The organism is Holtiella tumoricola (genome assembly GCF_027857615.1).
Lineage (GTDB): Bacteria > Bacillota > Clostridia > Lachnospirales > Cellulosilyticaceae > Holtiella > Holtiella tumoricola.
This window is the reverse complement of the sequence record NZ_JAQIFT010000014.1, coordinates 51,108-75,801: the sequence shown is the minus strand read 5'-3', so window position 1 is coordinate 75,801 and position 24,694 is coordinate 51,108. Positions and strand designations below refer to the sequence as shown.

Genomic DNA, 24,694 nt, shown 5'->3' with positions numbered 1-24,694 from the left:
CATTTTTATCTACAATAGAGGCAAAGAAATGGTGAGGTAGGTAATGAAATGGAAGAACATATTCAATATATGCAGATAGCATTAGAGGAGGCAAATAAAGCTTATGTGCTTGATGAAACGCCAATAGGTGCAGTTATTGTACATAATGGTGAAGTTATTGCTAGAGCTTGTAATAGAAGAAATACAGATAAAAATAGCCTGGCACATGCAGAAATACTGGCCATTGATGAAGCTTGTAAATATATAGGGGATTGGCGTTTAGAGGAGTGTACTATTTATATTACATTAGAGCCTTGTCCAATGTGTGCAGGAGCTATTGTACAAGCACGTATCCCCAAAGTGGTATATGGAGCAAGTAGCCCTAAAGCTGGTTTTGGAGGCTCTGTACTTAATATTTTACAATTAGAAGAGCTGAATCACCGATGTGAAGTTATACGTGACGTATGTACGGAAGAGAGTGCAGCAATTTTAAAAGAATACTTCAAAAAAATGCGTCAAAAAAAGTAATTGGAGAGTTGTTTAATCAATGATATAATATAAGGGTAGTCCGAAAAAAAGAAATGGGGGAAACTTCAATGAACGTTACAGCAAAACATAAAAAGGCGAGAATCTTCAGAGATTTTCTTATCGAAACAGATGGCGTAAATATGTTTAAGGAAGAAGAAAAGGAACATGCTATACTCTTTAGAAGTATGTACCCAGTGAGAGAAGACGATAAAAAACAATTCATGTTTATTATAGATGATTCAATCTATGTGACTATGCAATCTCTTATTGTAGCTGAAGTGCCAGAAGAAAAAAGAGAAGAAATGCTTAAAGTAATTAATCAAATCCACTTTGAGTATCCAACAGTAAAATATGTACTTACTCCAACAGGACAAATTATGACTTCTGCTATTTTCCATGCACATGAAGCAAACTTTGATGCAGGAACAGCTGTTAAATGTACAATTGAATTATTTAAAGTTATTGCAAAAGATCACTATGCACGCTTTTTACAAGTTTTAGGAGAATAACAGGCATTGACAGAGTGCCATAAAGTCGTTATACTATTTACATGACATTTTCATATGTCAACCATTTTCCGTGCTAGCCGGGGAAATAGCGGTGCCCTGTACCTGCAACCCGCTGTAGCAGGGGTGATGCTCTAGCCGAGGCAGTATCTTGTAGGGTCTGCCCTTAGCAAGTGATGTTGATGATTAGGTCTTACGCAATAGGCACTCTTGAATCGTGTCAGGTCCGGAAGGAAGCAGCACTAAGGGAGCACGCTCTATGTGCCGTGAGAGTGCCTAGTCGGAGTTAACTACTAGGGTCACGCTTATGGGCTAATGTCGAAGCTGAGTGCACGGATTTAAAAAGCATATAATAACGTATATAAATAGGCTCCTGAAGGATATAATCTTTCAGGAGCCACTTTGTGTATAATATACTATTGAACAATAATTCTATAGGCCCTTGTTTCTACGATAGGGTTACCACAACAAAGCTGGCGATAGTAGCAATAGATGGTGAATTCACCAGGAACAAGAGGTTGTATAACCCATTTTCTAATTAATGTATAGCCATTGGGGTTATAACTACCTTTTATAGTTTGGAAGCCACGAGGGAGATCAAGTTCCCATTTTCTGTTATTAGGAGGCTCCTCTAGTTGGATTTCAATTAAATCATTTACAAATACGTAGTTAATCATTGAAGGAGATATGATATAGGACATTATTTCACCTCATTAAAAAAATTAAGACATAAAGAATTTGTTCTATATCAGTATATACATTGAGGCAAGAAGAGGGGACAAAATAAATCAAAAGATAAGGAGTGTTTTAGATGAGTAATTTATTCGTACAATATCCAAAATGTACTACATGTAAAAAAGCATTAAACTGTTTAAAAGATACAGGAGTAGAATTTCAAGATAGACATATCGTTGAAGAGGTACCAACAAAAGAAGAGCTGAAAGCATGGATTGAAAAAAGTGGACTAGAAGTTAAAAAGTTTTTCAATACATCAGGCAAACTTTATAAAGAAATGAATTTAAAAGATAAAGTAGGAAGTTTTTCTATAGATGAAGCAGTAGAACTTTTAAGCTCTAATGGCATGCTTATTAAACGTCCTATCTTAGTAACAGATGATAAAGTCCTTGTAGGATTTAAACAAGAAGCTTACGAAGAGACACTTAGAAAATAGATTTTGTGGTATAATATAGAAAGAAAATCATACCAAAATGAGAAAGGAATAGGCTATGAGTTATTTAGCACTATATAGAAAGTATAGACCTAGAACATTTGATGAAGTTGTGGGACAAGAACATATTGTAAGGACATTACAAAACCAAATAAAAACAGGTCGTATTTCTCATGCCTATCTTTTTACAGGAAGTAGAGGAACAGGGAAGACGACTATTGCTAAAATCTTTGCAAGAGCAGTTAACTGTACTAATCCTAATAATGGTTCAGCTTGTATGGCATGTGAAGCATGTAAACAAATTGAAGATGGTGCAAGTATTAACATTATAGAGCTAGATGCTGCATCTCATAACGGGGTAGATAATATCCGTGAGATCAATGAAGAGGTTAAGTATAGCCCTGCAGTGGGAAAGTATAAAGTATACATCATAGATGAGGTACATATGCTTTCTACAGGTGCATTCAATGCTTTATTAAAGACCTTAGAAGAACCACCTGCTCATGTCATCTTTATTTTAGCAACAACGGATCCTCAAAAGATTCCTGTAACCATATTATCTAGATGTCAACGTTTTGATTTTAAGCGTATTCCAGCTACTTCTATCCAAGAGACCTTACATGAATACATGGAAGAAGAAAAGATAGATATTGAAGATGAAGCATTAAGTTATATTGCACGTCTAGCAGATGGTGGTATGAGGGATGCCTTAAGTATATTGGAACAGTGTATTTCTTTCTACTTTGATGAGCATATTACTGTAGATAAGGTACTTTATTTAGTAGGAGCAGTAGATACACATTACTTATTTGATATGATTGATGCATTTAGCACATATGATAGTAAGAGGGCTCTTGAGGTAGTTCAAGAGGTTAATACGCAAGGACGCAGCATTAGACAGTTTGCACTTGACCTTCTAGGACATGCGCGCAATTTATTGGTTGTAAAGACTACACAGGGTGATACGAGTGTGTTAGACTATAGCAAGGAGTATATTGCACGACTTAATGAACAGGCAAGTGGAATAGATGTTCATGCATTGATGCAATATATCAAAGTGTTTTCAGAGTTAGATTCAGAGATGAAAATAGCTTCGAATCAACGTATTTTATTAGAAGTTACAGTACTTAGGTTAAGTGAAGCGGTAGTAGATGAATCCTCTAATGGACTAGAAGAGAAGCTCTTAGCACTTCAGGCAAAACTTGAAAAACTAGAAGCACGTGAACCAGTTCAAGTTGTTCATCAAGCAGCACCTAAAGAACCAGAAAAGGAAATTGTGCCAACGAGACTTCCAGAAGCTGTGCCAGAAGATATTAAGGCACTTGTAGGGAAGTGGGATGGTATCAAAGAGAAGCTAGGAACAGCAGCTAAGCTTGTGTTCAAATCAACTTCTCCAGGACTTATAGAGGGAGATACTTTCTATATTGTACATGGTGTAAATATGGAGCCTAGTATTAATTCACATATAGAAGAAGTACGTAAACTTATTAACCAAACGATGCAAAAAGAAGTTAAGGTTGTACCGATTGATGTGAAACACTATGAATCTAAAGTTAAAGAAACACATGGAACTAAAATGCCACAAAACGATGTAACACAATCGATTAGTGGTACACTTAGAGATATTTATTCAAAAATAAATTATAAAATAGAAACTATAAATTAGGAGGATTACACAATGGCAAGACAAGGATTTGGTGGCGGAATGCCTAATATGCAACAACTTATGAAACAAGCACAAAAAATGCAAAAACAAATGGAAGAAGCACAAGCTAAAATTGGTGAAATGGAAGTAACTGCTACAGTTGGTGGTGGAATGGTAGAAGTTGTTGCTACTGGTAACAAGGAAGTTAAATCTATTACAATCAAACCAGAAGTGGTAGATGCAGATGATATTGAAACATTAGAAGACTTAGTACTTGCAGCTGTTAATGAAGCAATTCGCCAAGCTGAAGAACTTAGTCAAAAAGAAATGGGCAAATTAACAGGTGGTATGCCAACAGGAGGCTTATTCTAGTGAATGGCTACTATGGCAACAAAATGATATCTCTTATAGAAGAGTTATCAAGGCTACCAGGTATAGGAGCCAAGTCAGCTCAAAGGCTAGCTTTTCATATCATTAGTCTGCCAAAAGATAAGGTGCAACAATTAGCGCATACTATTATTGATGCAAGAGAACACATTAGTTATTGTGAGCGCTGTTGTACAATCACAGATGATAAGTTATGCCCAATCTGTAAAGATGATGCGCGTAATCAACATCAAATTATGGTTGTTGAAGACTCAAGAGATATGGCTGCTTATGAGCGTACAAAAGAGTTCAAAGGCCTTTATCACATTCTTCATGGAGCGATTTCTCCTATGATGGGAGTAGGGCCAAGTGATATTAAAATTAAAGAATTACTTGAGCGTATACAAAAAGAGCAAATTGAAGAAGTAATTATTGCTACTAACCCTAATATTGAGGGAGAAGCAACAGCTATGTATGTGAGTAAGCTTCTTAAACCGCTGGGTATCAAGACAACACGTATTGCACATGGTGTACCAGTAGGTGGGGACTTAGAGTATGTAGATGAAGTTACTTTATCACGTGCTTTACAAGGAAGACGCGAAATATAGAAAACATCAGGAGTTATCATAAAGCAATTGTTTTGTGGTAACTCCTATTTTTATTACTTAAGGAGGCTAGAATGAAAGGAAGAGAATTCTTCTTACAGGGGCTAGCTGTATTGTTTTGTGGACAAAACGTGTTAGGTGGACAATTGTCTATTGAGCAAGTTATATTATTGTTGTCCGTACATCTTATTATTTATTTGTCTAGCCAAGTTGTACATACTATAGCAGTTAAAAAGATTTTATTAAGTGTAGATATGGCCTATTTAAGTGTATTAGTCATAGGACAATATCCGATTTTTATGATTCTATTAATTTTAGTATTATTAGCCTATTGGTGTGATATAAGCAGTCCTATGGAGAAGGTAATTCTATTAGTTGGAATTTTAGGTATAGGATTCATTAATATACAACATATACTGGTTAATTGGTTTATATATAGTGTACTAACGATATCTGAGATCTGTCATTACTGGGATAGGAGTAAGCTAGAGACATTTAATAAGCAAAGAACCATACTTATGGGACAGATAAGTTCTTTAGGACATGCAGTAGAGGCTAGTAAGCAAGAAAAGAAACAAACAACTTATATTACAAAGGTGTCTGAACGTAATCAGCTAGCACAGAAGTTGCATGATAAAATAGGGCATCTCTTAGCAGGAAATGTTATGCAGCTAGAAGCGATTAAGTTGATTATAATTAAAGACCAAGCCAAAGGCTTAGAGCTTATGACACGAGTCATAGAAAGTTTAAGAGGAGGAATGGAAGAAGTACGTTATACTCTTAAAGAATTAAAACCAGCGGCAAGTGAAAGCGGATTAAGTCAGGTTAAAGGGATACTAGAAGGATTTAGAGAAAAATCTGGCATAGTAAGTGAACTTATTTATAAAGGGGATTTAGAAAGAATTAGCTTAGATATATGGTTTGTTATACAAGAAAACTTAAAAGAAACTTTAACTAATTTTATGAAATACTCTAATGGGGATCAATTTGAAGTGAAGATTGAAGTATTACATCAATTGATTAAAGTAAGTTTTAAGGATAATGGCTTTATAAAGGGGCCTATCAAATCAGGTTTAGGGTTAATAGGAATAGAAGAACGAACGCTAGGCGTTGGTGGTAAGCTTATTTTGAATATAGATAATGGATTTGAAACGATTATGTTGATAAAGAGGTAAGAAAATGATTAAAGTATTGCTTGTAGATGATGATATACTCATTCGAGAAAGCCTAAAGCTTATTTTATCTACTTTTGAGGATCTAGATGTTATTGGGACTTGTGAGAGTGGAAAAGGATGCTTAGATTTTTTGGAAGACAATGAAGTGGACTTGGTTTTGCTTGATTTGCGTATGCCTATTATGGATGGGATAGAAGTATTAAAGCAAAAAAGTCAGGAGGAGAAAAAAGAGCGTTATTTAGTTCTTACTACATTTGATGAAGATGATCTTATAAAGAGTGCCTTATATTATGGGGCAGATGGATATATTCTTAAAAATAGTACGCCAGATCATATTGTACATGCTATTAGAACAGTAGCCGGTGGGAATAGTGTATTCCACCCAGATGTACTGAAGAGTATAGGGAATGTAGAAACAAATCATAAAGTAGACTGGAATACTTATGGATTGTCTCAAAGAGAGATGGAGATTGTAGAAGAGGTTGCAGAAGGACTTTCAAATAAAGAAATAGCAAATAAATTATACATATCTGAAGGAACAGTTAAAAACTATATGACATCTATTTTAACTAAGATGGACCTTAAACATCGCACACAAATTGCGATAGCGTATTTAAAAAAATGATATGACTAAAGTCATAGTAAGATGTTACTTTTAGTACTTAAAAGTAACATCTTATTTTATTACAATAGAAATATAAAATAGAGAAGTTTGGGAGGGAAAACATGAAAATAGTAGAAGTTAAAGGATTATACAAAAACTTTAAAGAACTTATCGCTCTTAAAAATATAAATCTTTCAGTAGAAGAAGGTGAAATCTTTGGATTGTTAGGGCCCAATGGAGCAGGTAAGACAACGCTTATTAATATTTTAAGTATGGTCAAGAGAAAAGATTTAGGTGAAGTAAAAATAATGAGTAAAGATATAGAGAAAGCATCTATGGAGATTAAAAGTAAATTAGGTGTAGTACCTCAAGAAATTGCAATCTTTGAGGAGTTAAGTGCTTATGAAAATGTAAGCTTCTTTGGAAGTCTTTATGGATTTAAAGGAAAAGAGCTAAATGATAAGGTTAATCAAGCATTAAAGTTTGTAGGTTTAGAAGATCGAATGAAGGATAAATCAAAACATTTTTCCGGAGGCATGAAAAGAAGGCTGAATATAGCGTGTGGCATTGTGCATGAACCTAAGCTTGTTATCATGGATGAGCCGACAGTAGGGATAGACCCACAGTCTAGAAATTATATATTAGAGTCTATTAAGGCTTTGAAGGCAAAGGGGACGACTATTATCTATACAACCCATTATATGGAGGAGGCAGAAAGCATCTGTGATAGAATCGCCATTATAGACAGAGGCGATATTATTGCATTAGGTACAAAGGAGATGTTAGCTAATTTGATTGAGGAATGTTCAACACTACAAGTTACAGTGAGAGAAATTTCAAAGGTTGAAGAAGCAAAGCTTCTTGTAGTAAAGGGAGTAGAACGTGTTCAGTTTGAAGGGAATGTTTTAACCATTTATTCAAGGAGAGAAGTGACCAACTTAGATCAAATTATAGCGGTATTGATACAAGGTGGAGCAGAGCTTACGGATATCCATATGAAAGAACTAAATTTAGAAGATGTGTTCTTAAACTTAACGGGGAGAGCGCTTAGAGATTAGGAGAGATTAGATGACAATATGGCTAAATATTTTAAGACGGAAGCTAAAAGATTATAAGACACTTTTACTTATGAGTATCTTTCCTATTATGCTTACAATAATCTTTGTAAAGATGTTTACAGTAACGAATAATGTTGATGGGACTATTACTTTAAGTGTTCATGTACAGCAACAAGAGGCGGCATTAACGAGAGCTGTATCTAGTTTCATGGAGCAACTTTCTCATGAAGAATCCATACAGTTAGAGCTTGTACAAGAGGAAGAAGCAGCTTTGGTTATTCAGATTGATGAAGCCATGCAGGTGATAAGCGTAGTTAATCAATCAGGAGACATGATAGAGGAAAGTACACTTATCAGCATACTAGAGCAATTTGCAAGTAGATATGGATTACAAGTAAAGATGCAAGTATTACAAGAAGAAGCCATAGTAATAGAAGAAACGATTATACAAGGCAAAGGAACTAGTGATTTTTTTACGCCATTAGTAGTGACCATGTTAGTATTTGGGATTATGTTAGGAGGGAGCTTTGGTATCAATCAAATATTTTATATGAAGCAAGCTGTAGGGTGGCGTGCTTTAACAGCTCCTATATCATCCTATAAGTTATTTATAATGGAGTATACGACAAGTTCCTTTATTATCTGGATCATGGGAATAGTAACAGCGGTATGTTATCAAATTATTTTTAATGTGAACTTTTTCAAAGTACCTACCATTACAATTTTAATATTACTCATTGCAAGCTTATTAACAACGCTTCTAGGGATGACGATAGGGTTGTATGTAAGAGAGAAAGACATGGGAGAAAATATCCTTTCTATTATTATTACATTTTCAGCTATACTTAGTGGCAAACTAATGCCTATGTTTGAGTTAGGTAAAATCACAAATTTATCTCCTATTAAGCCTTTAGTGGAACAATTAGAAGACATCATACAAACAGGTCAGCTAATGAATAGGGGTTCTTTTATAGGGTATATAGTAATTATTTTTGTAATTTTATTAGGAATTGTTGTATTGAAGCTTAGAAGGGGGGAGGAGAGTTTATGAATCAAATCTTAAAAATAGCAAAGCATAATATAAGAATGTTTTTTCTAAGGCCTTGGGGAATATTGATTTTATTTGTACCTATACTCCTATCAGTGTTTACACAGTTTCTATTTAATGATGGTCAGGTGATGGCAATAGGAGCCATAGGAATTTATGTAGAAGATACAAGTGATGTGACACAGTTGATAGAAGAAAAGCTTATAGCAGCTCAAGTCAATATTACTCATTACAAGGATAAGGGAAAATTAGAGGACGCAGTTAGATTAAACAACATAGACTTAGGCATAATAATGGCGTATGATAATAGTTATGAAGCTCTGAAAAAGGACTCTATGCCTTATGAGTTTGTACGATTAGAAGAAGATCAAGTAAGTGGTAAGATAGAAACTTTAAAGGAAGTTTTTACGACTCAAGTGAACTATTTTAATCAATTAATTAAAGCATCTCAAAGTGAAGATGGCTTTTATTGCTTATATGAGGAAGTCAAACAAAGTGAACCTAAGATTCATGTTTTAAATGATATAAAGACAATGATGACCATGAAGATTAGCTTTAGTTTCTTTGTAATGATGTTTCTTATTACTGTAGGGATTAGCCTTAGTCCTATGATGCGAGAAAGAGAATACTATGTGTATGAACGTATAGTCGTAGCACCACTGAAGAAGTATCAGTATATCTTAGGGCATGTAGTAGGAGCTTTTATCATTGTATTTACCCAGATTATTATTCAGTTTTGCGGGATGAAATGGATAAAGGTAGATTTTAATCTAGATGGGTTTAAGTTTCTTATTATTGGAGTAGTGCTTTGTATTGTAGGAATTTCGATAAGCTTATTAATCCTTGCTATTAGTAAAAAAAGTATGACTTATTATTTAATTATGGGGATAGGTCTTACACCACTTTGTATGTTGAGTAATCTTTTTTTACCTATAGAATTATTGCCTACATGGATTCAAAATATATCTTATCTTTCACCTATTAGATGGATTGTAAAAGGCTATGAAGATATGGTTTATAATCGACCAATACAAGATATGTTAAGTGGATTAGGCATTGCAGTACTTATTGCAACAGTGCTCATTTTAGTGAGTTTAATATTGACATCAAGTTATCAAGAACAAGAATAGAAGAAAAGAGGACGACCATGGAATGTAGAGAAAAATGTGGAGCATGTTGTATTGCTCCTTCTATTTCATCACCTATACCAGGTATGCCAAAAGGTAAGCCTGCAAATGTTAGATGTATTCAATTAGATGAGGAGAATAGATGTAAGATATTTGGAAGTCCAGATCGACCTAAAGTATGTGGTGGGTTAGAACCAAGTCAAGAAATGTGTAAGACTTGTAATAAGGAAGCTTTAGAGTATTTACAAGAACTAGAGAGGTTAACAAGTCCAGATACATCAAGTAAGGAGGAGTAAGTGTGAGTGCACCGTTCAAAGAATTAGAAGCAAAGTACCATAAGATGTGGCAAGAAGAGAAAAAAAGGTACAATCAAATAGCTAATTTAAGGTTAGTCGTATTAATTTTAGCAGGGTATATGACTTATTTAGTCATCAAAAGTCCTAAGCAACTATTATGGATAATAGGAGCTGGGGCTTCTTTTGCTATCTTTTTTTATTTACTTTATAAACATCAGAAGATAAAAGATCAAATGGATTACTATGAAAGTATGGAGAATGTTAATAAGAAGTATAGTATGAGAATGACCAAGGAGTGGCATGGATTTAGGGATAGAGGCGATGAGTTTGAAATAGATAGCCATCCCTATGCTTTAGATTTAGACATAGTAGGACCACAGTCATTATTTCAAAAGATTAATACAACCCATACTTGGCATGGAAGAAAGCTACTTGCTGAATCTTTACTAGAAAATCATTTTACAGAAGAAATTATAGGGGAAAGGCAAAAGGCTATCAAAGAGTTATTAAATGACTTAGATTTCTGCCAAAAAGTTGAGGGGATTACAAGTAGACGTAAAAAAGGAATTGAAGAGCCTAAAAAACTACTTGAATATGCTACAGATACAGAGAACTTTATAGAAGAAAGATGGCTTAAAGCGCTTATAAAAGGATTGCCTTATCCACTAATAATATTAGTTGTTTTAAGCTTTATAACACCTTATTCTTGGATTAAGACATTAACAACAGTGTTGATTATTGCAACATATGGATTAGTTGTATTTTATATGCCACGTATCTCAAAGGTGAAAGAAATCCTTATGAGTATGCTTTATGATTTGCAAGAGTATGTAGGTATTCTAGATGTAATCAAAGATAAAGAATTTAATAGTTCCTATTTAAAAGAGCAAACAGAATGTTTATTTAAAGATGAACAGAACGCTTTAAATTGCTTAAAAGAATTAGAGCACATTAGTAACTTAGCACATATTACCTATCAGCCTATTGTAGCTATTTTATTAAATGGCTTAATGGTATGGGATTTGCAAGTTATATTGAAAGCAGAAAACTGGCGTAAGAAATATGGAGCAAGTATAGAAAGTTATCTAAAAGCAATTGGAGAGGTGGAAAGCCTTATTAGTTTAAGTGTTATTGGGCACATTGAATCAGATGTACATTTTCCTCTTGTATCTATGGAGGGGCAGTATATTGAGGCCCAAGTGCTAGGCCACCCACTTATTGAACAGCAGGTAAGAGTATGTAACGATGTACAGCTAAGAGATGAAATATTTGTAATCACAGGATCCAATATGTCAGGTAAGACAACCTTTATGAGAACATTAGGTATAAGCTTGATCCTTGCTTATAGCGGTGCACCAGTAGTAGCTAAAAACTTAAAGTGTAGTAAGATGAATCTTGCAACATCAATGCGTATTCGAGATGATCTAAGCCATGGAATCTCTACCTTCTATGCAGAGCTTACACGTATAAAAGAGATTATAGAGGCAGGAAAAGATAAAGGTAAGCAATGCTTCCTTATAGATGAGATCTTTAGAGGAACCAATTCAGGAGATAGGATTATAGGTTCTATAAGTGTTGTAAAGGCACTTAGCAAATATGGAAGTATTGGTGCAATTACAACCCATGATATGGAGCTTTGTAAGTTAGGCGAAGAAAAAGGGGTAAGTAATTATCACTTTGAAGAGCAGTATGGAGAAGATACTATTAAATTTGATTATAAGCTTAGAAAAGGTCACTCTACGACTACAAACGCTAAGTATCTCATGAAGATGGTTGGTATAGAGGTTATTGAATAAAATAAACAGTTTTAAAGATAGCATCTCTAGAGGTTAGACAAAGTATATCTAGCTTTGGAGGTGCTATCTTTATTTAATATAAGAAAGTTCTTAAGAAATCTTAAACTTTATCCGGTATGGACATTAAGAAGTTCGGGGTAATATAGATTTATAAGATAAAGTTAAAAAGGAGCTAGGGAAGATGAGCGATGAAAGAGATAAATTAAATCAGTTATCAGATATTATAGATGTAGAGTTCTTACCAGTATTAGAGGATGAAGATTTTAAACGTGAAAAAACCGGTGGAATGGAGCAAGGTGAAACAGCTGCTGTTGCTGTTCAAAAGATTTCAAGAAACGTGCAAGAGATAGAAATGCCTCAAGTAGAGGAGAAACCAAAACAGCAAGAAGAAGTGAAAATGCATAATGAATCAGCATATAACACTTATACAGAAGATAAGGTTCACACAGAACCAAAGGCCAATACTTATAGTGAACCAAAGGTAAATGTAAATCATAATAATCAAGGTGAAGATCAAGCGGCATATCAAAAGTATACAAATACAAATGAGCAATCATATAAACAACAAGATACAGCAGGACCTAGACAAGATACATCTTACGCATCATATAATTCTGCTAAAAAAGAAGAATTTAAAAAGAAGAAGAAGAAAGTAGGAAGTTCATTATTAAATGGTATTCTACTAGCATGTGCTATTTTATTTGGTTTGCCTATAGCGGTGACATTTGGAGGAGCAGCAATCTTTGTACTAGGAATGGGTATTTTCTTTAGTGTCTTAGCATTAGGAGTGGGGGTGCTTGGGTTAGGAATGGCAGGCTTTACAGCAACAGCAGGAATGGCATCAATGGGTATGCTATGTTTATTTGGTAGCTTGGTTGCTATTGGTGTTGGTGGATTAGGATGCTGTATTATTGCTCTAATCTTTATTGGAATTAAAAATATAATTGTAGGATCAAAACAACGTAGACAGCTTAGAAAAGAAAGAGAGGAGGCATAATCCATGAAAGCCTTAAAATTTTTTGTAGCAGGATGTTTAGTATTAATAGGGATAGGTGTAGTAGGTACAGGCGTTACACTTGGTGAAATGTACAAAACCAATCAAACAGTATATGAAGTAAATGAAAGACAAGAGCTTAAAGCTACAGCGCTTAAGAATTTATATATCAATTCAGATGTACCAGTCCGTATCGTACCAACAGATGGTCAAGCCTATGTAACATTTGAAGCAACAGGCAATGGCGTTATGTTTCCAGAGCCAAAGTTTAAATTAGATGTAACAAGTGAAGGAGATACTTCACGCATCAACTTAAAAGAGATTCAAAACACAGAGATTTTTATATTTACAAATAATGTAAAAGAAGAACTCGTTGTGTACATTCCACAGCAAGATATGGACACTTTAAATGTATCAACAAACTCAACAAATTATGGTAGATATCCTTTTTCATTAAGCTCAACGGCTAATATTAAAAATGTGAATTTGGATGTTTCATCCATCGACCTTTCTTTAAAAGGAAGTTATAATAATATTGATATTGTAGCGAATAATGGATCAGTTGAAATTGTATCTAACACACCAGCCCAAGTTAAATTACAAGGTGGATTTGCAGCACAGCTAAAAGGACAAATTGCATCAGTTGATGTGACAAAAGGTCAATATCATGGTTCAGATGATACACTTACTATTGAAAGCGATTTAGAAGCTAAGCTTAATATTAACAAGAGCTATGGTGACATTGTGGTAGATGGTAAGGTAAGAGAACTTAACTTGAATACAAATAGTAGTAGCTTAGTTGCTAATAGTAGCACACCATATAATGCAACAGTTCATACTTCAGAATATACAGATGTAAATTTAAAAGGAAATCTTCAAAATGTAATAGTTGAGGGGTATAGTGGAGATGTTAAGTTATATCCAACAAATACACCTAAACGTGTAGAAATCCTTGGCGATGAAATAAATGTCCATGCAGTACTTCCAGAAAGTATTACAGGTTTTGAAATTAAAAAACAAATGGATGAAAGTTATTATAGCTATGAAGATGATTATGGCAATACAATAGAAGAAACAAGTGAAGATCGCAATATATTTATAGATTTTGAAGTGAAAAGTGAAAATATTAATAGTGGACTTAAAAGAATCTATTATGGTGATGAAGCTATGAAAATGTTTATTGGTTCTAGATATGGAAATGTCTATATTACTAAATAAAGAGGGATGAAAATGTTTAGGAAATCCAAAAGGGAAAACGGAAAAGAGAAGAAAAAAGAAGAGAAGAAACGAAATAAAAAAGAGGAAAAGCAACGAAATAAAAAACAAGGCCCAAGTAGGATGGAAACATTAGGAGCACAGCTAAGAAGTAAAAGCTGTGCCCTTTGTGCTACTTATAAAAAGAAGGTCCTAGAGAGTATCAGGCTACAAATATTATGGATGGTTTTTATAGCTTTTATACTATCGGGAATAGCGTGTGTTTTTACAACAAATATAGGAAGAGCGCTTGATGTAGGTTACTATACCTATATGGATTACACAGAGGCCAATAAGCAACTTCAGAGTAAGTTAACACAAGCTGTAAGACAAATCAATGATATGGAATATGCTAGTCTAATACAACGCTTAGATTTAGATGAATTATATGAAACCATTATAGCTATTCAAAATGATGATGCTAGTATAAGCTATTTATCACAAGTGTTAGTTGAAATGAAAAGCTTAGAATATGAAGGCAATTATGGACGTTATAATGATGCTATAGAATCAGTTAAAAGTGATATTTATGCTATTTCAGATGAAGAAATACAAAAGGTATATCAACAACTAGCAAGTTTAATTGACAATGATAAATGGACAGAGGAAGAAGTTGTTGCAGTACTTAATACATTTTTTGATCAACAAGACCTAACCGAGAGCCGATTGAAAAAAGAAGCTGTTAAGTATGTTCTAAATCGTCTAGATGCTAATATTAGCTATGCTAGTGATACTAAAACGTTTCTTATAGATAGCAAAGGAAATATTATTTATGGTGATAGCTTTATTAAAAGTATAGATCTTTTAGAAGCAATTAGAAAATCTTCACTTTCAACAGAGGCACAGGGGCAAGAACAAAGAACAAGCCTATATCCTGTTATTATTGAAGGTGAAGTACATTATATTATGAACAATACTACTTTAACAGGGGTAGAGAAGGGATACTATACAGATACAGCAGCTGTATTAGGCTTTTTAGTAGGTGTTGGTGTATTTATTTATATTATCTTGAGAGGAACGAAGTCAAAGATTAAGTACATTGAGTATTTAGGATATTGCTTAGGTGAAATCTCTAAGGGTGACTTAGATTTTGAGGTTGAAAAGCGAGGAGAAGATGAACTGGCTCGCGTTGCTAGTGCTATGACTAAGATGGAGTATGAACTGAAAGAGCAAATGAAAGAGCGTGCTCAATCAGAAAAGACAAAAAGTGAGTTAATTACCAATGTAGCTCATGACTTAAGAACACCTTTAACTTCTGTTATTGGCTATATTGGACTTGTAAAAGAAAATAAAGCACTAGATGAAGAAGAGGGTGCAAAATATTTAGAAATTGCCTATAATAAAGCTGAACGTTTGAAAATTTTAATAGAAGATTTATTTGAGTATACAAAGCTTAGCAATCGCTCTGTTAAACTTAAAAAAGAACAACTTTCTATAGCTACTCTAGTGAGCCAGCTTACAGAAGAATTAATGCCACTTGCAGAAGAGAAATCCATTAACATTACTTATCATCTTGCAGCAAAGGAAACCAATGCATGGGTGGATGTAATGAAGATTACCCGTGTATTTGAAAACCTCATTGAGAACGCTATTAAGTACTCAGAAGAGGGAGGCAGAATTCAGGTTGTTATACAAGAAACAAGAGAATATATTTATGTAACAGTACGTAATACGAGTAATCAGCTTAAACAAGAAGATTTACCTAAACTATTTGATAGATTTTATCGTAGTGATAGCTCTAGAAATAGTACAGCTGGCGGTAGTGGATTAGGCCTAGCTATCGCGAAGAATATAGTAGATATGCATGAAGGCAAGATATGGGCGCAACTTGATCAGGATATGATTAGTTTCAACGTCAAATTACGAAAAGCTGTAGAATGAGGTGATTAAAATGGAAACAGCAAGAATTTTAGTTGTAGATGATGAGAAAGAAATTAGAGATTTAGTAGGAATATATTTACGAAATGAAGGCTATGAAATCATTTTAGCAGGTACAGGTTTAGCTGCACTAAAAGTAATGAAAGAAGTAGAAGTAGATTTAGTTATATTAGATGTAATGATGCCAGAAGTAAATGGTATTGATGCCTGTATGGAGATTCGTCAAACATCTAATGTACCCATTATTATGCTTTCAGCAAAAACAGAAGACATTGATAAAATAATGGGGTTATCAGTAGGGGCGGATGATTATCTTGCAAAACCATTTAATCCTTTAGAGCTTATTGCAAGAGTAAAGGCACAGCTTAGACGTGCAACAAAACTTAATGCTTTTTCTAAAAATAAGGAAAATATTTTAGAAGAAGACGAACTTGCAATGGATTTAGAAGCAGGGAAAGTGTATAAAAATAATGTAGAAGTACCACTCACACCAACAGAGTATGGCATATTGAAGCTGTTATGGGTAAACAAAGGTATTACCTTTAAGACAGAAACAATCTATGAACGTGTATGGGGGCAGCCATATTTTGAAAATACAAATACAGTAATGGTGCATATTAGAAAACTAAGAGAGAAGATAGAAGAAAATCCGAGGGATCCAATGTATGTATTTACTGTTTGGGGAGTAGGATACAAATTTGGTATTGATTAAGCATTACAAATAGAGGGCTGTTGCATATCTGCAACAGCCCTCTATTTATCATCTTTTGAACCACTAATCATCTTTGTAAGTTGAATAAGTGCACTTGGAAGGTGTGTATCTTTTGGATAAGCAAGATAACTACTTTTCCATTCGGGATAGAATTTTTCTTTATACTTTCGTAGTCCTTTGAAACTATATATTTTATTGCCATAGTGATAAATGTATTTAGCAACCTTTTCTTTAGTAGTAGAAAATTGATTCATACCTACATTAGAAAGGGGGGCTTTTCCTAAGATGAAATAGTCATATTGTTCACTAATAGCCCATTCTATAAGTCCGATAAAGAGTGCATCCATAGCTCCATTAGGTGGATTAGGAATAAGACGCATTAAATCTAATGAAATAGTATGCTTATTATACATAGGCATAATGGTTGCAAAGCCTACAATCTCATCTTCTACCTTAATAATACCTACAGGAGCAAGATTGATATAGTCTTCGTCAAAGGCACCGAGAGAGAATTCTTTTTCAGAACGACCATCTAACCAAAGTTCTGAAATATGATGAAGCTTAGTCATAAGTTCAGGCTCTAATGGTGTATTTAAAAGCTCAAAAGTGAGTTCTCCACGATTCATTTTGTTTTTAATAGTACGAAGGGGTGCACCTTTTTTACCTGCCAGTGTAAACTCTTTTAAATCAACAACAGCTTCTTCACCAAGTTTGAGGAACTTAAAGCCATTTTCGTGATAAATAGGGAGTTTATCTTCAGTAATTTCGTAAAAGATAGGAATCATATCATACTGATCTGCAAATTGTCTAAAGTTATTGATGGCTTCTTTAAAAAGCTTAGGATTTCCAATAGGATCGCCTAATACCATTAATTTATCTTTATAAGGACGATAAGCAATGAGTACTTGTTTATCTAGTGTATAGAAGAAACACTTATCTTTTAGGAATAGGAGATGAGTCATAGCATTACCTTCATATTGAGTAAGAAAGCTTTTAAGTTCTTCTAGGTCTTCATCTGTAGGATAGATAAAATCCGTGCGTTTGATAGAAAGAGCATTTAACAAGCATGCACTCACTAGCATGAATAAAAGGAAGATAACCGTATCTACAATGTGGAATGTTGAGATAGACTTAAATACTAAAGAAGGATTAAATTGGGTAAAGTAGTTATAGATTAAGACATACAATAAGCTGATAGTAGTTGTACATACAAAGTAAAACGATACCTTTTTCCATTGAAGAGTAGAACCCTTTCTATAGAATACTTGTTTTGCTGGAGCAAGTAGAAAAGCAATGAGTATTAATAAGCATGCAACTTCTATATTTAATCCTTTTAGTAGAGCTAATAGACTTCCTGTCACTAAAGTAAATAAAGTAATGCTGTAGGAAAAGCTTACTTTATCCCAAATACCTTTAGAAAGAATAAGTAGTATCAAACCTGCACCCATTGTACTTATTCGAAATGCATTTACAGATTCAAAGGAAAAGACCTGATGAATAAGTGAAAGGCGCATGGTTTCTTCTGGTAATGAGGCAGAGATAATAAGCAAAATACCAGAAAAGAAAATAAGGGATGCAAAAGATTTTACACTGAGTAGATTGACCAGTTGTTTTTGACCTTTATTAAGCTTTGATTTTTGATTCTCACTTGGGCCTAGTGCAAGGATAAATAGTGTAAGTATCCAAGGAATAAGAGAATAGAAAATTCTAAAGGTAATAAGAACGAGTACTAAATCATCAGGGCTATATCCTAGAGCATGTAATAAAATGAAGCTTACTAATTCAAAGATTCCTAATCCATAAGGTACTAAACTAATAGTAGAGATAAAAATAGAAAAACCAAATACAAGTAATACTTGTAAGAGATCAAAAGGAACCTCAAACAATTTAAAGATTAGGCAAAAGAATAACCCTGTTATTGTCCATCTTAGTGTCACACTGAACATAAGCTTTGCACGAGTTAAGAAGTTCAGGCGGAATGTAATAGGAAGTGCACCATCTGTGTTAAAGAGCAACATATTTTTAAGCGAATCTAAGAAGAGAGCTTTTTGAGAATCGACTCCTTCACTACAATAGAGATGATAGCGTAAACTTCCTTTTCTGCGGTCATCATATTCTGCAAAGTTTATGGCTGCAGAAGCTATCCAGGAAATCTTAAAGATATCTAAGTCTTTTAGGTTAAGTTTAAAAGCATGACATACAATAAGGTCATAGAGGGTAGTAAGGGATACCACCATAAGTCCTCCTATAAATAAGAGGCACATATGTAAGAAAGGTGCATGTCTTAAAGTATCTAGGACAAGAGATAAATGTACAGAAGTTAAAGGTTTATAAATGAATAAAAAACCTATACAAAATAAGATAAGCCATATACCATATTTGACTAGGTTGAATTTGTTTTTAAACACAGCTATTCCTCCAATGGATTTAATAAATCTAGTTTAACCGTTCTTATTATAAACTATTAAAAGAAGTTTGTAGAGTGCAGTATTATTCATAGTTAGAAAAATTCAGCATAAAAATAGAGTAGAACCATCCATATTAGTGTAAATTCTTAGGAGGGATAAATATGGATTTAATGGTATTAGCACCTATTGGTGCAGCATTAGCACTCATTTTTGCACTTTACAAAGGAATAAAAATTTCTAAGATGGAAGAGGGTACGCAAGAAGTCAAAGATATTGCAAAAAAAATACGAATAGGTGCTAATGCATACCTAAGGAGGCAATACAAAGGTGTTGGCTTATTTTTTATTGCAATGTTTATTTTATTATTTGTGTTAGGGTGTATGGGGTATGTTTCAATTTTTGTACCATTTGCTTTTATTACAGGTGGTGTATTTTCAGGATTAAGTGGCTTTATAGGAATGAAGATTGCTACACTAGCTAATAGTAGAACAACAACAGCTTGCACAAAAAGTCTAAATAAAGGGCTTAAGGTGGCCTTTTCAAGTGGTGCAGTAATGGGATTTGTGGTAGTAGGCTTTGGGCTTTTAGATTTGAGCATTTGGTATTATATATTGGATTGGTACTATAGGGCACTGCCAGTAGCAGAAAGAGTTGTAAATATTACATCTACAATGCTTACTTTTGGAATGGGTGCTTCTACTATGGCGTTGTTTGCTAGAGTGGGTGGAGGCATATTTACAAAAGCAGCGGATGTAGGTGCCGATTTGGTTGGGAAAGTAGAAGCAGGTATACCAGAAGATGATCCACGTAATCCAGCTGTTATAGCAGATAATGTAGGGGATAATGTAGGGGACGTAGCTGGAATGGGTGCAGATTTATATGAATCCTATGTAGGTGCAGTATTATCTTCTTGTGTATTAGCTGTTTCAGCAGGTTTATCATTAAGTGGTGTTATGATCCCTTTAGTTGTAGCAGCAACAGGTGTTATTGCATCTATTATAGGTAGTTTCTTTGTAAAGACAGGAGAGGAAGTATCTCAAAAGAAACTTTTAAGTGCATTAAGACGTGGGGTATATATTGCAGCAGCTTTGATTGTAGGTGTATCTTATTTTATTGTGACAGGTGTATTAGGAAATGAGTATATAGGTATCTATTTTTCAATTATTAGTGGTCTTGTAGCAGGAATAGGAATTGGTTTCTTTGCGGAGTATTATACAAATTCTAGTTATAAACCTACTAAACATATTGCAGAATCTTCAACAACAGGTTCTGCCACAGTTATTATTACAGGTCTATCAGTAGGTATGCTTTCTACAGCAGTGCCAGTTATTATAGTAGGTATTTCTGTTATCGTAAGTTTTATATTATCAGGTGGTATGGAGAACTTTAATCTTGGTTTATATGGAATTGCAATTTCAGCAGTAGGTATGCTCTCAACATTAGGTATTACATTAGCAACAGATGCATATGGACCGGTAGCAGATAATGCAGGTGGTATAGCAGAGATGGCAGGACTTGACCCAGAAGTACGTAAACGTACAGATGCTCTAGATTCATTAGGCAATACAACAGCAGCTACAGGTAAAGGTTTTGCAATTGGCTCAGCAGCATTAACTGCTTTAGCTTTTATTGCAGCGTATAAAGATTCTATTGAGTTGTTAGTACAGAAGAATAATATAGATTTTGCTTTTAATTTGTCTCTTCTTAATCCACAAGTATTGATTGGGTTGTTTATAGGAGGAATGGCTACTTTTGTATTTGCTGCTTTTACCATGAATGCAGTAGGGAATGCAGCAAGTAAAATTGTATTAGAAGTTAGAAGGCAATTTAAAGAGATTACAGGGCTTATGGAAGGGAAAGCAGAGCCTGATTATGCATCTTGTGTAGATATTTGTACAAAGGCAGCACAAAAAGAACTTATTAAAGTGGCTTTGATAGGTATAGGTACACCTTTAGTAGTAGGTTTATTACTAGGTCCTAATGGGGTAGCAGGCCTTTTGGCAGGCGCCACAACAACAGGATTTATTTTAGCAGTTATGATGGCTAATTCAGGTGGTGCTTGGGATAATGCGAAGAAGTATATAGAAGAAGGTAACTTTGGTGGTAAAGGTTCTGATAGCCATAAAGCAGCTGTAGTTGGAGATACAGTAGGTGATCCGTTTAAAGATACAGCTGGGCCAGCTATTAATATTATTATTAAGCTTATGGCGATGGTATCTATTGTATTTGGAATGTTTATTTTAACGTGGCATATTTTTTAAATAGAGAGGGGCTACTACATTTATGTAGTAGCCTCTTCTTATAGATTTGGATATTTAAAGAATGAAGGGATTCAAATCATAAACATATTAAAAAATTTAATGGTGGAGGAAAGAGAAAATTTTTAATAGATAAAAATTACATGTTGAAAAGTAATGTATTTGTATAGTAATGTATAACAGTGAGTAAATTTACATAATAGAAGGAGACTAGATATGACAAAGGAGCCTAAAAAAGGTAATGCCCTTGCCCTTTTGCCAATAGGAATTTTCTTAATACTATTTCTTGGAACTGGGATAGCAACACAAGATTTTTATAGAATGCCAGTACTTGTGGCATTTTTAATTGCAGCAACTGTAGCACTTCTTTTAAATCCAAAAGAGAAGATGCAAACAAAACTTGAGATTTTCTGTAAAGGTGCTGGAGAGAGCAACATTATTTTAATGTGTATGATCTTCTTATTAGCAGGTGCATTTAGTAATGTAGCCAAGTCTATGGGGGCAGTTGAATCTACTGTACAACTTAGCTTATCTATTTTACCAACACATTTATTAGTTGCAGGATTATTTATTATTGCTTGTTTCATTTCTATTTCAATGGGAACATCAGTAGGAACGATTACAGCTCTTACACCGATAGGTCTTGGGATTGCACAAGAAACAGGTATGCCAATAGCCTTAGTTATTGGGGCTATTATTGGTGGAGGTATGTTTGGGGACAACCTTTCTATGATTTCGGATACAACAATTGCCGCTGTTAGAACACAAGGATGTGAGCTTAAAGATAAGTTCAAAACAAACTTTTTAATTGTATTACCAGCAGCTATTATTACGATTATTATATTGACCATTTTAACAAGTAAATACCAAGGTAGTATGAAAGGTGTTTACACTTACAGCTTTATTCAGGTAGTACCATATATTGCAGTACTTGTAGGGGCACTTGTAGGTGTTAACGTATTTGTATTACTAGCGGGAGGGACTGTTTTTGCAGGTCTTATAGGAATGTTTAATGGTTCATTTGATTTCTTTGGCTTTATGCAAGCGGCTGGAGATGGAATGATGGGTATGGAAGACTTAGCAATGCTTTCTATTGTTATTGGAGGAACATTAGCTCTTATTAAACATAATGGTGGTATTGACTTCTTGCTTAATAGCATTAAAAAGTGTATTAGAAGTAAAAAAGGTGCAGAGTTTGGTATTGCAGCTTTAGTCAGCGTAGTAGATCTTTGTACAGCTAATAATACCATTGCTATTGTAATGGCGGGACCACTTGCGAAAGACATTGCAGAGGAATATGATATTGATCCAAGACGTACAGCAAGTCTTTTAGATATTTTCTCATCTTGTTGGCAAGGGATGATTCCATATGGTGCACAAATCTTAGCAGCGGCAGGTCTTGCAGCTGTTTCACCAATGGAACTTTTACCTTATATTTATTATCCAATGCTTATGGGAATTTGTGGTCTATTAGCCATTGCATTTGGTTTTCCTAACTTTAAAAGAAAATAGAATAAAACTTGTGTAGTCATCCATACTAATATTGAGGTGATTGGTATGAACGATAATACACAAAACAATAGTGTAAACGAGCCACATGATAATCAAATTATTAATGGTCAAGTTGTAGAAGGGCATCCACATAGTATGGAAGCAGCTACAGAGAGTAATACAGAGTTCTTAGCACAAAATACAAATCGTATTGTTTCAGAAGGTGGAGCTGGTGCACAAAGCATTACTAAACTTTTAAAACAAGGTGGAGATGTAGTAGGTTATGTACTCTCAGATGGTAGCCATGTTTCTTGTGAACAAGCTATTCAAATGGCAATGAACAATCAGCTTCAACATGTAGGGGTATCTACTTCTAAAGCTGGTACACCTTATTTACGTTCATTAGCAGATGGAGATGAATCTAATAATCTAGGTAACCTTCCATCAGAAACAGTATAAGGAAAATTTTATAGGTATAAACAAAAAGAAGATTAAGCCAAGCTTAATCTTCTTTTTGTTCATCTGATATTTCTTCAGCTATCTCATTAGATAAGATAACTCTTAATTTATTAATACGATTGTTCATCGTTTCTTCGACTTTAAAAGTAATACCTTCAAAAGTAACAACTTCTCCCTCATCAGGGAAACGATCTAGAAGTCCAATGATAAAACCACCAATAGAATCAAATTCATTAGATAAGATGTTGAGGTTAAGTTCATCATTAAAATCACTAATTCTAAAAGAACCATCTACAAGATATTCTTTATCATCAACTTTTACAAAACTATCTTCAGTCATGTCGTACTCATCATCAATATCTCCAACGATCTCTTCAATTAAGTCTTCAAGCGTTACAATACCAGAAGTACCGCCATACTCATCTACAACAATTGCCATACCAATTTTTTTAGAACGCATTTCTTTAAAGAGTTCATCAATACGTTTAAATTCATGAACGAAATATACGTCTCTTAAAAAATCAGCCATAACAAATTCATCAGGACTAAATTGTTTTAATAAGAGGTCTTTCATATAAATAACACCAATAATGTTATCGTGAGATTCTTGATAAACAGGCATACGTGAAAATTGTTCTTGTTTATATAAATCGATAATCTCCTCATATGTAGCATTTGCGTCAACAGCTATCATATCAGTTCTGGGAATCATAACATCTTTTGTATAAGAATCACCAAAACCAAATACGTTGTAAATCATTTCTTTTTCTTCCTGTTCAAGGACGCCTTCCTCATGACTTACTGTAACAATGGTTTTTAGTTCATCTGTTGTAATGAAAGGCTTACTCGTATCGATTTTACCACCAAATATCCTAATGATAAGATTGGAGATAAACATAAGGACTTTAACAATAGGATTAAAGATTGTCACAAGAATAGAAATAGGTCTTGCTACAAAGCATGCTACTTCATGTGTCTTTTGCGTTGATAAAGACTTTGGCGTAATCTCACCGAAGATGAGGACTAAGATAGTCATAACACCAGTAGCAATACCAGCACCAGCACTTTGGAATAAATCTGTTGCAATAACAGTTGCTAAAGAAGAAGCACCAATGTTGACGATATTATTTCCTACAAGGATAGCACCTAATAATTTGTTAGGGTCTTCTACGAGTTTGCTTACAATTTTTGAATTTTTAATGTTTTGATCCACCATATGACGAGCATCGATTTTACTAATAGCCATAAGGGCAGTCTCAGATGCTGAGAAAAAGGCTGATCCTACTAGTAAAATGACAAGAACTACAAGTTGTACCAACAGTACCGAATCCAATTTTAA

Annotated in this window: 23 protein-coding genes and 1 other RNA gene; 21 read left to right on the top strand and 3 right to left on the bottom strand. The window is 34.2% G+C overall.

The window, feature by feature from the left end; all coding sequences use genetic code 11:
• The first annotated feature begins 48 nt into the window (after positions 1–48).
• The 3 genes from PBV87_RS03335 to ffs all read left to right on the top strand — a co-directional run bounded on the left by PBV87_RS03335 (position 49) and on the right by ffs (position 1,349).
• A complete protein-coding gene (locus PBV87_RS03335) occupies positions 49–507 on the top strand; it encodes a nucleoside deaminase (protein WP_053982422.1) in 459 nt (152 codons plus the stop codon).
• A gap of 68 nt (positions 508–575) precedes the next feature.
• The gene (locus tag PBV87_RS03330; protein ID WP_053982423.1) at positions 576–1,016 is read left to right on the top strand and encodes a hypothetical protein; all 441 of its coding nucleotides are present in this window, start codon (positions 576–578) and stop codon (positions 1,014–1,016) included.
• A gap of 68 nt (positions 1,017–1,084) precedes the next feature.
• Positions 1,085–1,349, top strand: an RNA gene (gene ffs / locus PBV87_RS03325) — signal recognition particle sRNA large type.
• A gap of 80 nt (positions 1,350–1,429) precedes the next feature.
• Here ffs and PBV87_RS03320 read toward each other — a convergent pair.
• Entirely contained in the window at positions 1,430–1,690 is a 261-nt protein-coding gene (locus tag PBV87_RS03320; RefSeq protein WP_207642815.1) for a hypothetical protein, read from the bottom strand.
• A 134-nt stretch (positions 1,691–1,824) separates the two neighbouring features.
• Here PBV87_RS03320 and PBV87_RS03315 point away from each other — a divergent pair, with 134 nt between their 5' ends.
• The 15 genes from PBV87_RS03315 (at position 1,825) to PBV87_RS03245 (ending at position 16,739) form a co-directional block, all read left to right on the top strand.
• Positions 1,825–2,184, top strand: coding sequence for an arsenate reductase family protein (locus PBV87_RS03315; RefSeq protein WP_271011145.1), 360 nt, complete (start codon positions 1,825–1,827; stop codon positions 2,182–2,184).
• A gap of 55 nt (positions 2,185–2,239) precedes the next feature.
• On the top strand, positions 2,240–3,847 hold the full coding sequence (gene dnaX / locus PBV87_RS03310; protein WP_271011144.1) for a DNA polymerase III subunit gamma/tau: 1,608 nt from the start codon (positions 2,240–2,242) through the stop codon (positions 3,845–3,847).
• Between the two features lie 12 nt (positions 3,848–3,859).
• Positions 3,860–4,198, top strand: coding sequence for a YbaB/EbfC family nucleoid-associated protein (locus tag PBV87_RS03305; protein ID WP_053982427.1), 339 nt, complete (start codon positions 3,860–3,862; stop codon positions 4,196–4,198).
• A 23-nt stretch (positions 4,199–4,221) separates the two neighbouring features.
• Positions 4,222–4,800 carry a recombination mediator RecR gene (gene recR, locus PBV87_RS03300; protein WP_271011177.1) on the top strand — a complete coding sequence of 193 codons (579 nt, stop codon included), beginning with the start codon at positions 4,222–4,224 and terminating at the stop codon, positions 4,798–4,800.
• Between the two features lie 71 nt (positions 4,801–4,871).
• Positions 4,872–5,972, top strand: a complete 1,101-nt coding sequence (locus tag PBV87_RS03295; RefSeq protein ID WP_271011143.1) for a sensor histidine kinase — start codon at positions 4,872–4,874, stop codon at positions 5,970–5,972.
• Positions 5,973–5,976: 4 nt separating this feature from the next.
• The gene (locus tag PBV87_RS03290; protein WP_271011142.1) at positions 5,977–6,597 is read left to right on the top strand and encodes a response regulator; all 621 of its coding nucleotides are present in this window, start codon (positions 5,977–5,979) and stop codon (positions 6,595–6,597) included.
• Between the two features lie 101 nt (positions 6,598–6,698).
• A complete protein-coding gene (locus tag PBV87_RS03285) occupies positions 6,699–7,634 on the top strand; it encodes an ABC transporter ATP-binding protein (RefSeq protein ID WP_271011141.1) in 936 nt (311 codons plus the stop codon).
• A gap of 10 nt (positions 7,635–7,644) precedes the next feature.
• The gene (locus tag PBV87_RS03280) at positions 7,645–8,685 is read left to right on the top strand and encodes an ABC transporter permease (protein ID WP_271011140.1); all 1,041 of its coding nucleotides are present in this window, start codon (positions 7,645–7,647) and stop codon (positions 8,683–8,685) included.
• Entirely contained in the window at positions 8,682–9,812 is a 1,131-nt protein-coding gene (locus PBV87_RS03275) for an ABC transporter permease (RefSeq protein WP_271011139.1), read from the top strand. Before PBV87_RS03280 ends, PBV87_RS03275 begins: the two co-directional genes overlap by 4 nt.
• A 17-nt stretch (positions 9,813–9,829) precedes the next feature.
• Entirely contained in the window at positions 9,830–10,105 is a 276-nt protein-coding gene (locus PBV87_RS03270) for a YkgJ family cysteine cluster protein (protein WP_271011138.1), read from the top strand.
• A gap of 2 nt (positions 10,106–10,107) precedes the next feature.
• The gene (locus PBV87_RS22820; protein ID WP_271011137.1) at positions 10,108–11,901 is read left to right on the top strand and encodes a MutS-related protein; all 1,794 of its coding nucleotides are present in this window, start codon (positions 10,108–10,110) and stop codon (positions 11,899–11,901) included.
• A gap of 181 nt (positions 11,902–12,082) precedes the next feature.
• Complete coding sequence (locus PBV87_RS03260) at positions 12,083–12,898, top strand: MFS transporter (RefSeq protein ID WP_271011136.1); 816 nt, start codon at positions 12,083–12,085, stop codon at positions 12,896–12,898.
• A gap of 3 nt (positions 12,899–12,901) precedes the next feature.
• Positions 12,902–14,113, top strand: coding sequence for a DUF4097 family beta strand repeat-containing protein (locus tag PBV87_RS03255; RefSeq protein ID WP_271011135.1), 1,212 nt, complete (start codon positions 12,902–12,904; stop codon positions 14,111–14,113).
• Between the two features lie 12 nt (positions 14,114–14,125).
• The gene (locus PBV87_RS03250; protein WP_271011134.1) at positions 14,126–16,030 is read left to right on the top strand and encodes a sensor histidine kinase; all 1,905 of its coding nucleotides are present in this window, start codon (positions 14,126–14,128) and stop codon (positions 16,028–16,030) included.
• Between the two features lie 10 nt (positions 16,031–16,040).
• Complete coding sequence (locus tag PBV87_RS03245; protein ID WP_053982438.1) at positions 16,041–16,739, top strand: response regulator transcription factor; 699 nt, start codon at positions 16,041–16,043, stop codon at positions 16,737–16,739.
• Positions 16,740–16,780: 41 nt separating this feature from the next.
• Here PBV87_RS03245 and mprF read toward each other — a convergent pair whose 3' ends face one another.
• Positions 16,781–19,147 carry a bifunctional lysylphosphatidylglycerol flippase/synthetase MprF gene (gene mprF / locus PBV87_RS03240; RefSeq protein WP_053982439.1) on the bottom strand — a complete coding sequence of 789 codons (2,367 nt, stop codon included), beginning with the start codon at positions 19,145–19,147 and terminating at the stop codon, positions 16,781–16,783.
• 161 nt (positions 19,148–19,308) lie between these two features.
• On the opposite strand from mprF, the gene PBV87_RS03235 reads away from it, so the two are divergent.
• The 3 genes from PBV87_RS03235 (at position 19,309) to PBV87_RS03225 (ending at position 23,355) form a co-directional block, all read left to right on the top strand.
• Positions 19,309–21,408, top strand: a complete 2,100-nt coding sequence (locus PBV87_RS03235; RefSeq protein ID WP_271011133.1) for a sodium-translocating pyrophosphatase — start codon at positions 19,309–19,311, stop codon at positions 21,406–21,408.
• 213 nt (positions 21,409–21,621) lie between these two features.
• A complete protein-coding gene (locus tag PBV87_RS03230) occupies positions 21,622–22,917 on the top strand; it encodes a Na+/H+ antiporter NhaC family protein (RefSeq protein WP_271011132.1) in 1,296 nt (431 codons plus the stop codon).
• A 45-nt stretch (positions 22,918–22,962) separates the two neighbouring features.
• The gene (locus PBV87_RS03225; RefSeq protein WP_242847629.1) at positions 22,963–23,355 is read left to right on the top strand and encodes a DUF3892 domain-containing protein; all 393 of its coding nucleotides are present in this window, start codon (positions 22,963–22,965) and stop codon (positions 23,353–23,355) included.
• Between the two features lie 43 nt (positions 23,356–23,398).
• On the opposite strand, the gene PBV87_RS03220 is transcribed toward PBV87_RS03225, so the two are convergent.
• Positions 23,399–24,688 carry an HlyC/CorC family transporter gene (locus tag PBV87_RS03220; RefSeq protein WP_271011131.1) on the bottom strand — a complete coding sequence of 430 codons (1,290 nt, stop codon included), beginning with the start codon at positions 24,686–24,688 and terminating at the stop codon, positions 23,399–23,401.
• Between the last annotated feature and the right edge of the window lie 6 nt (positions 24,689–24,694).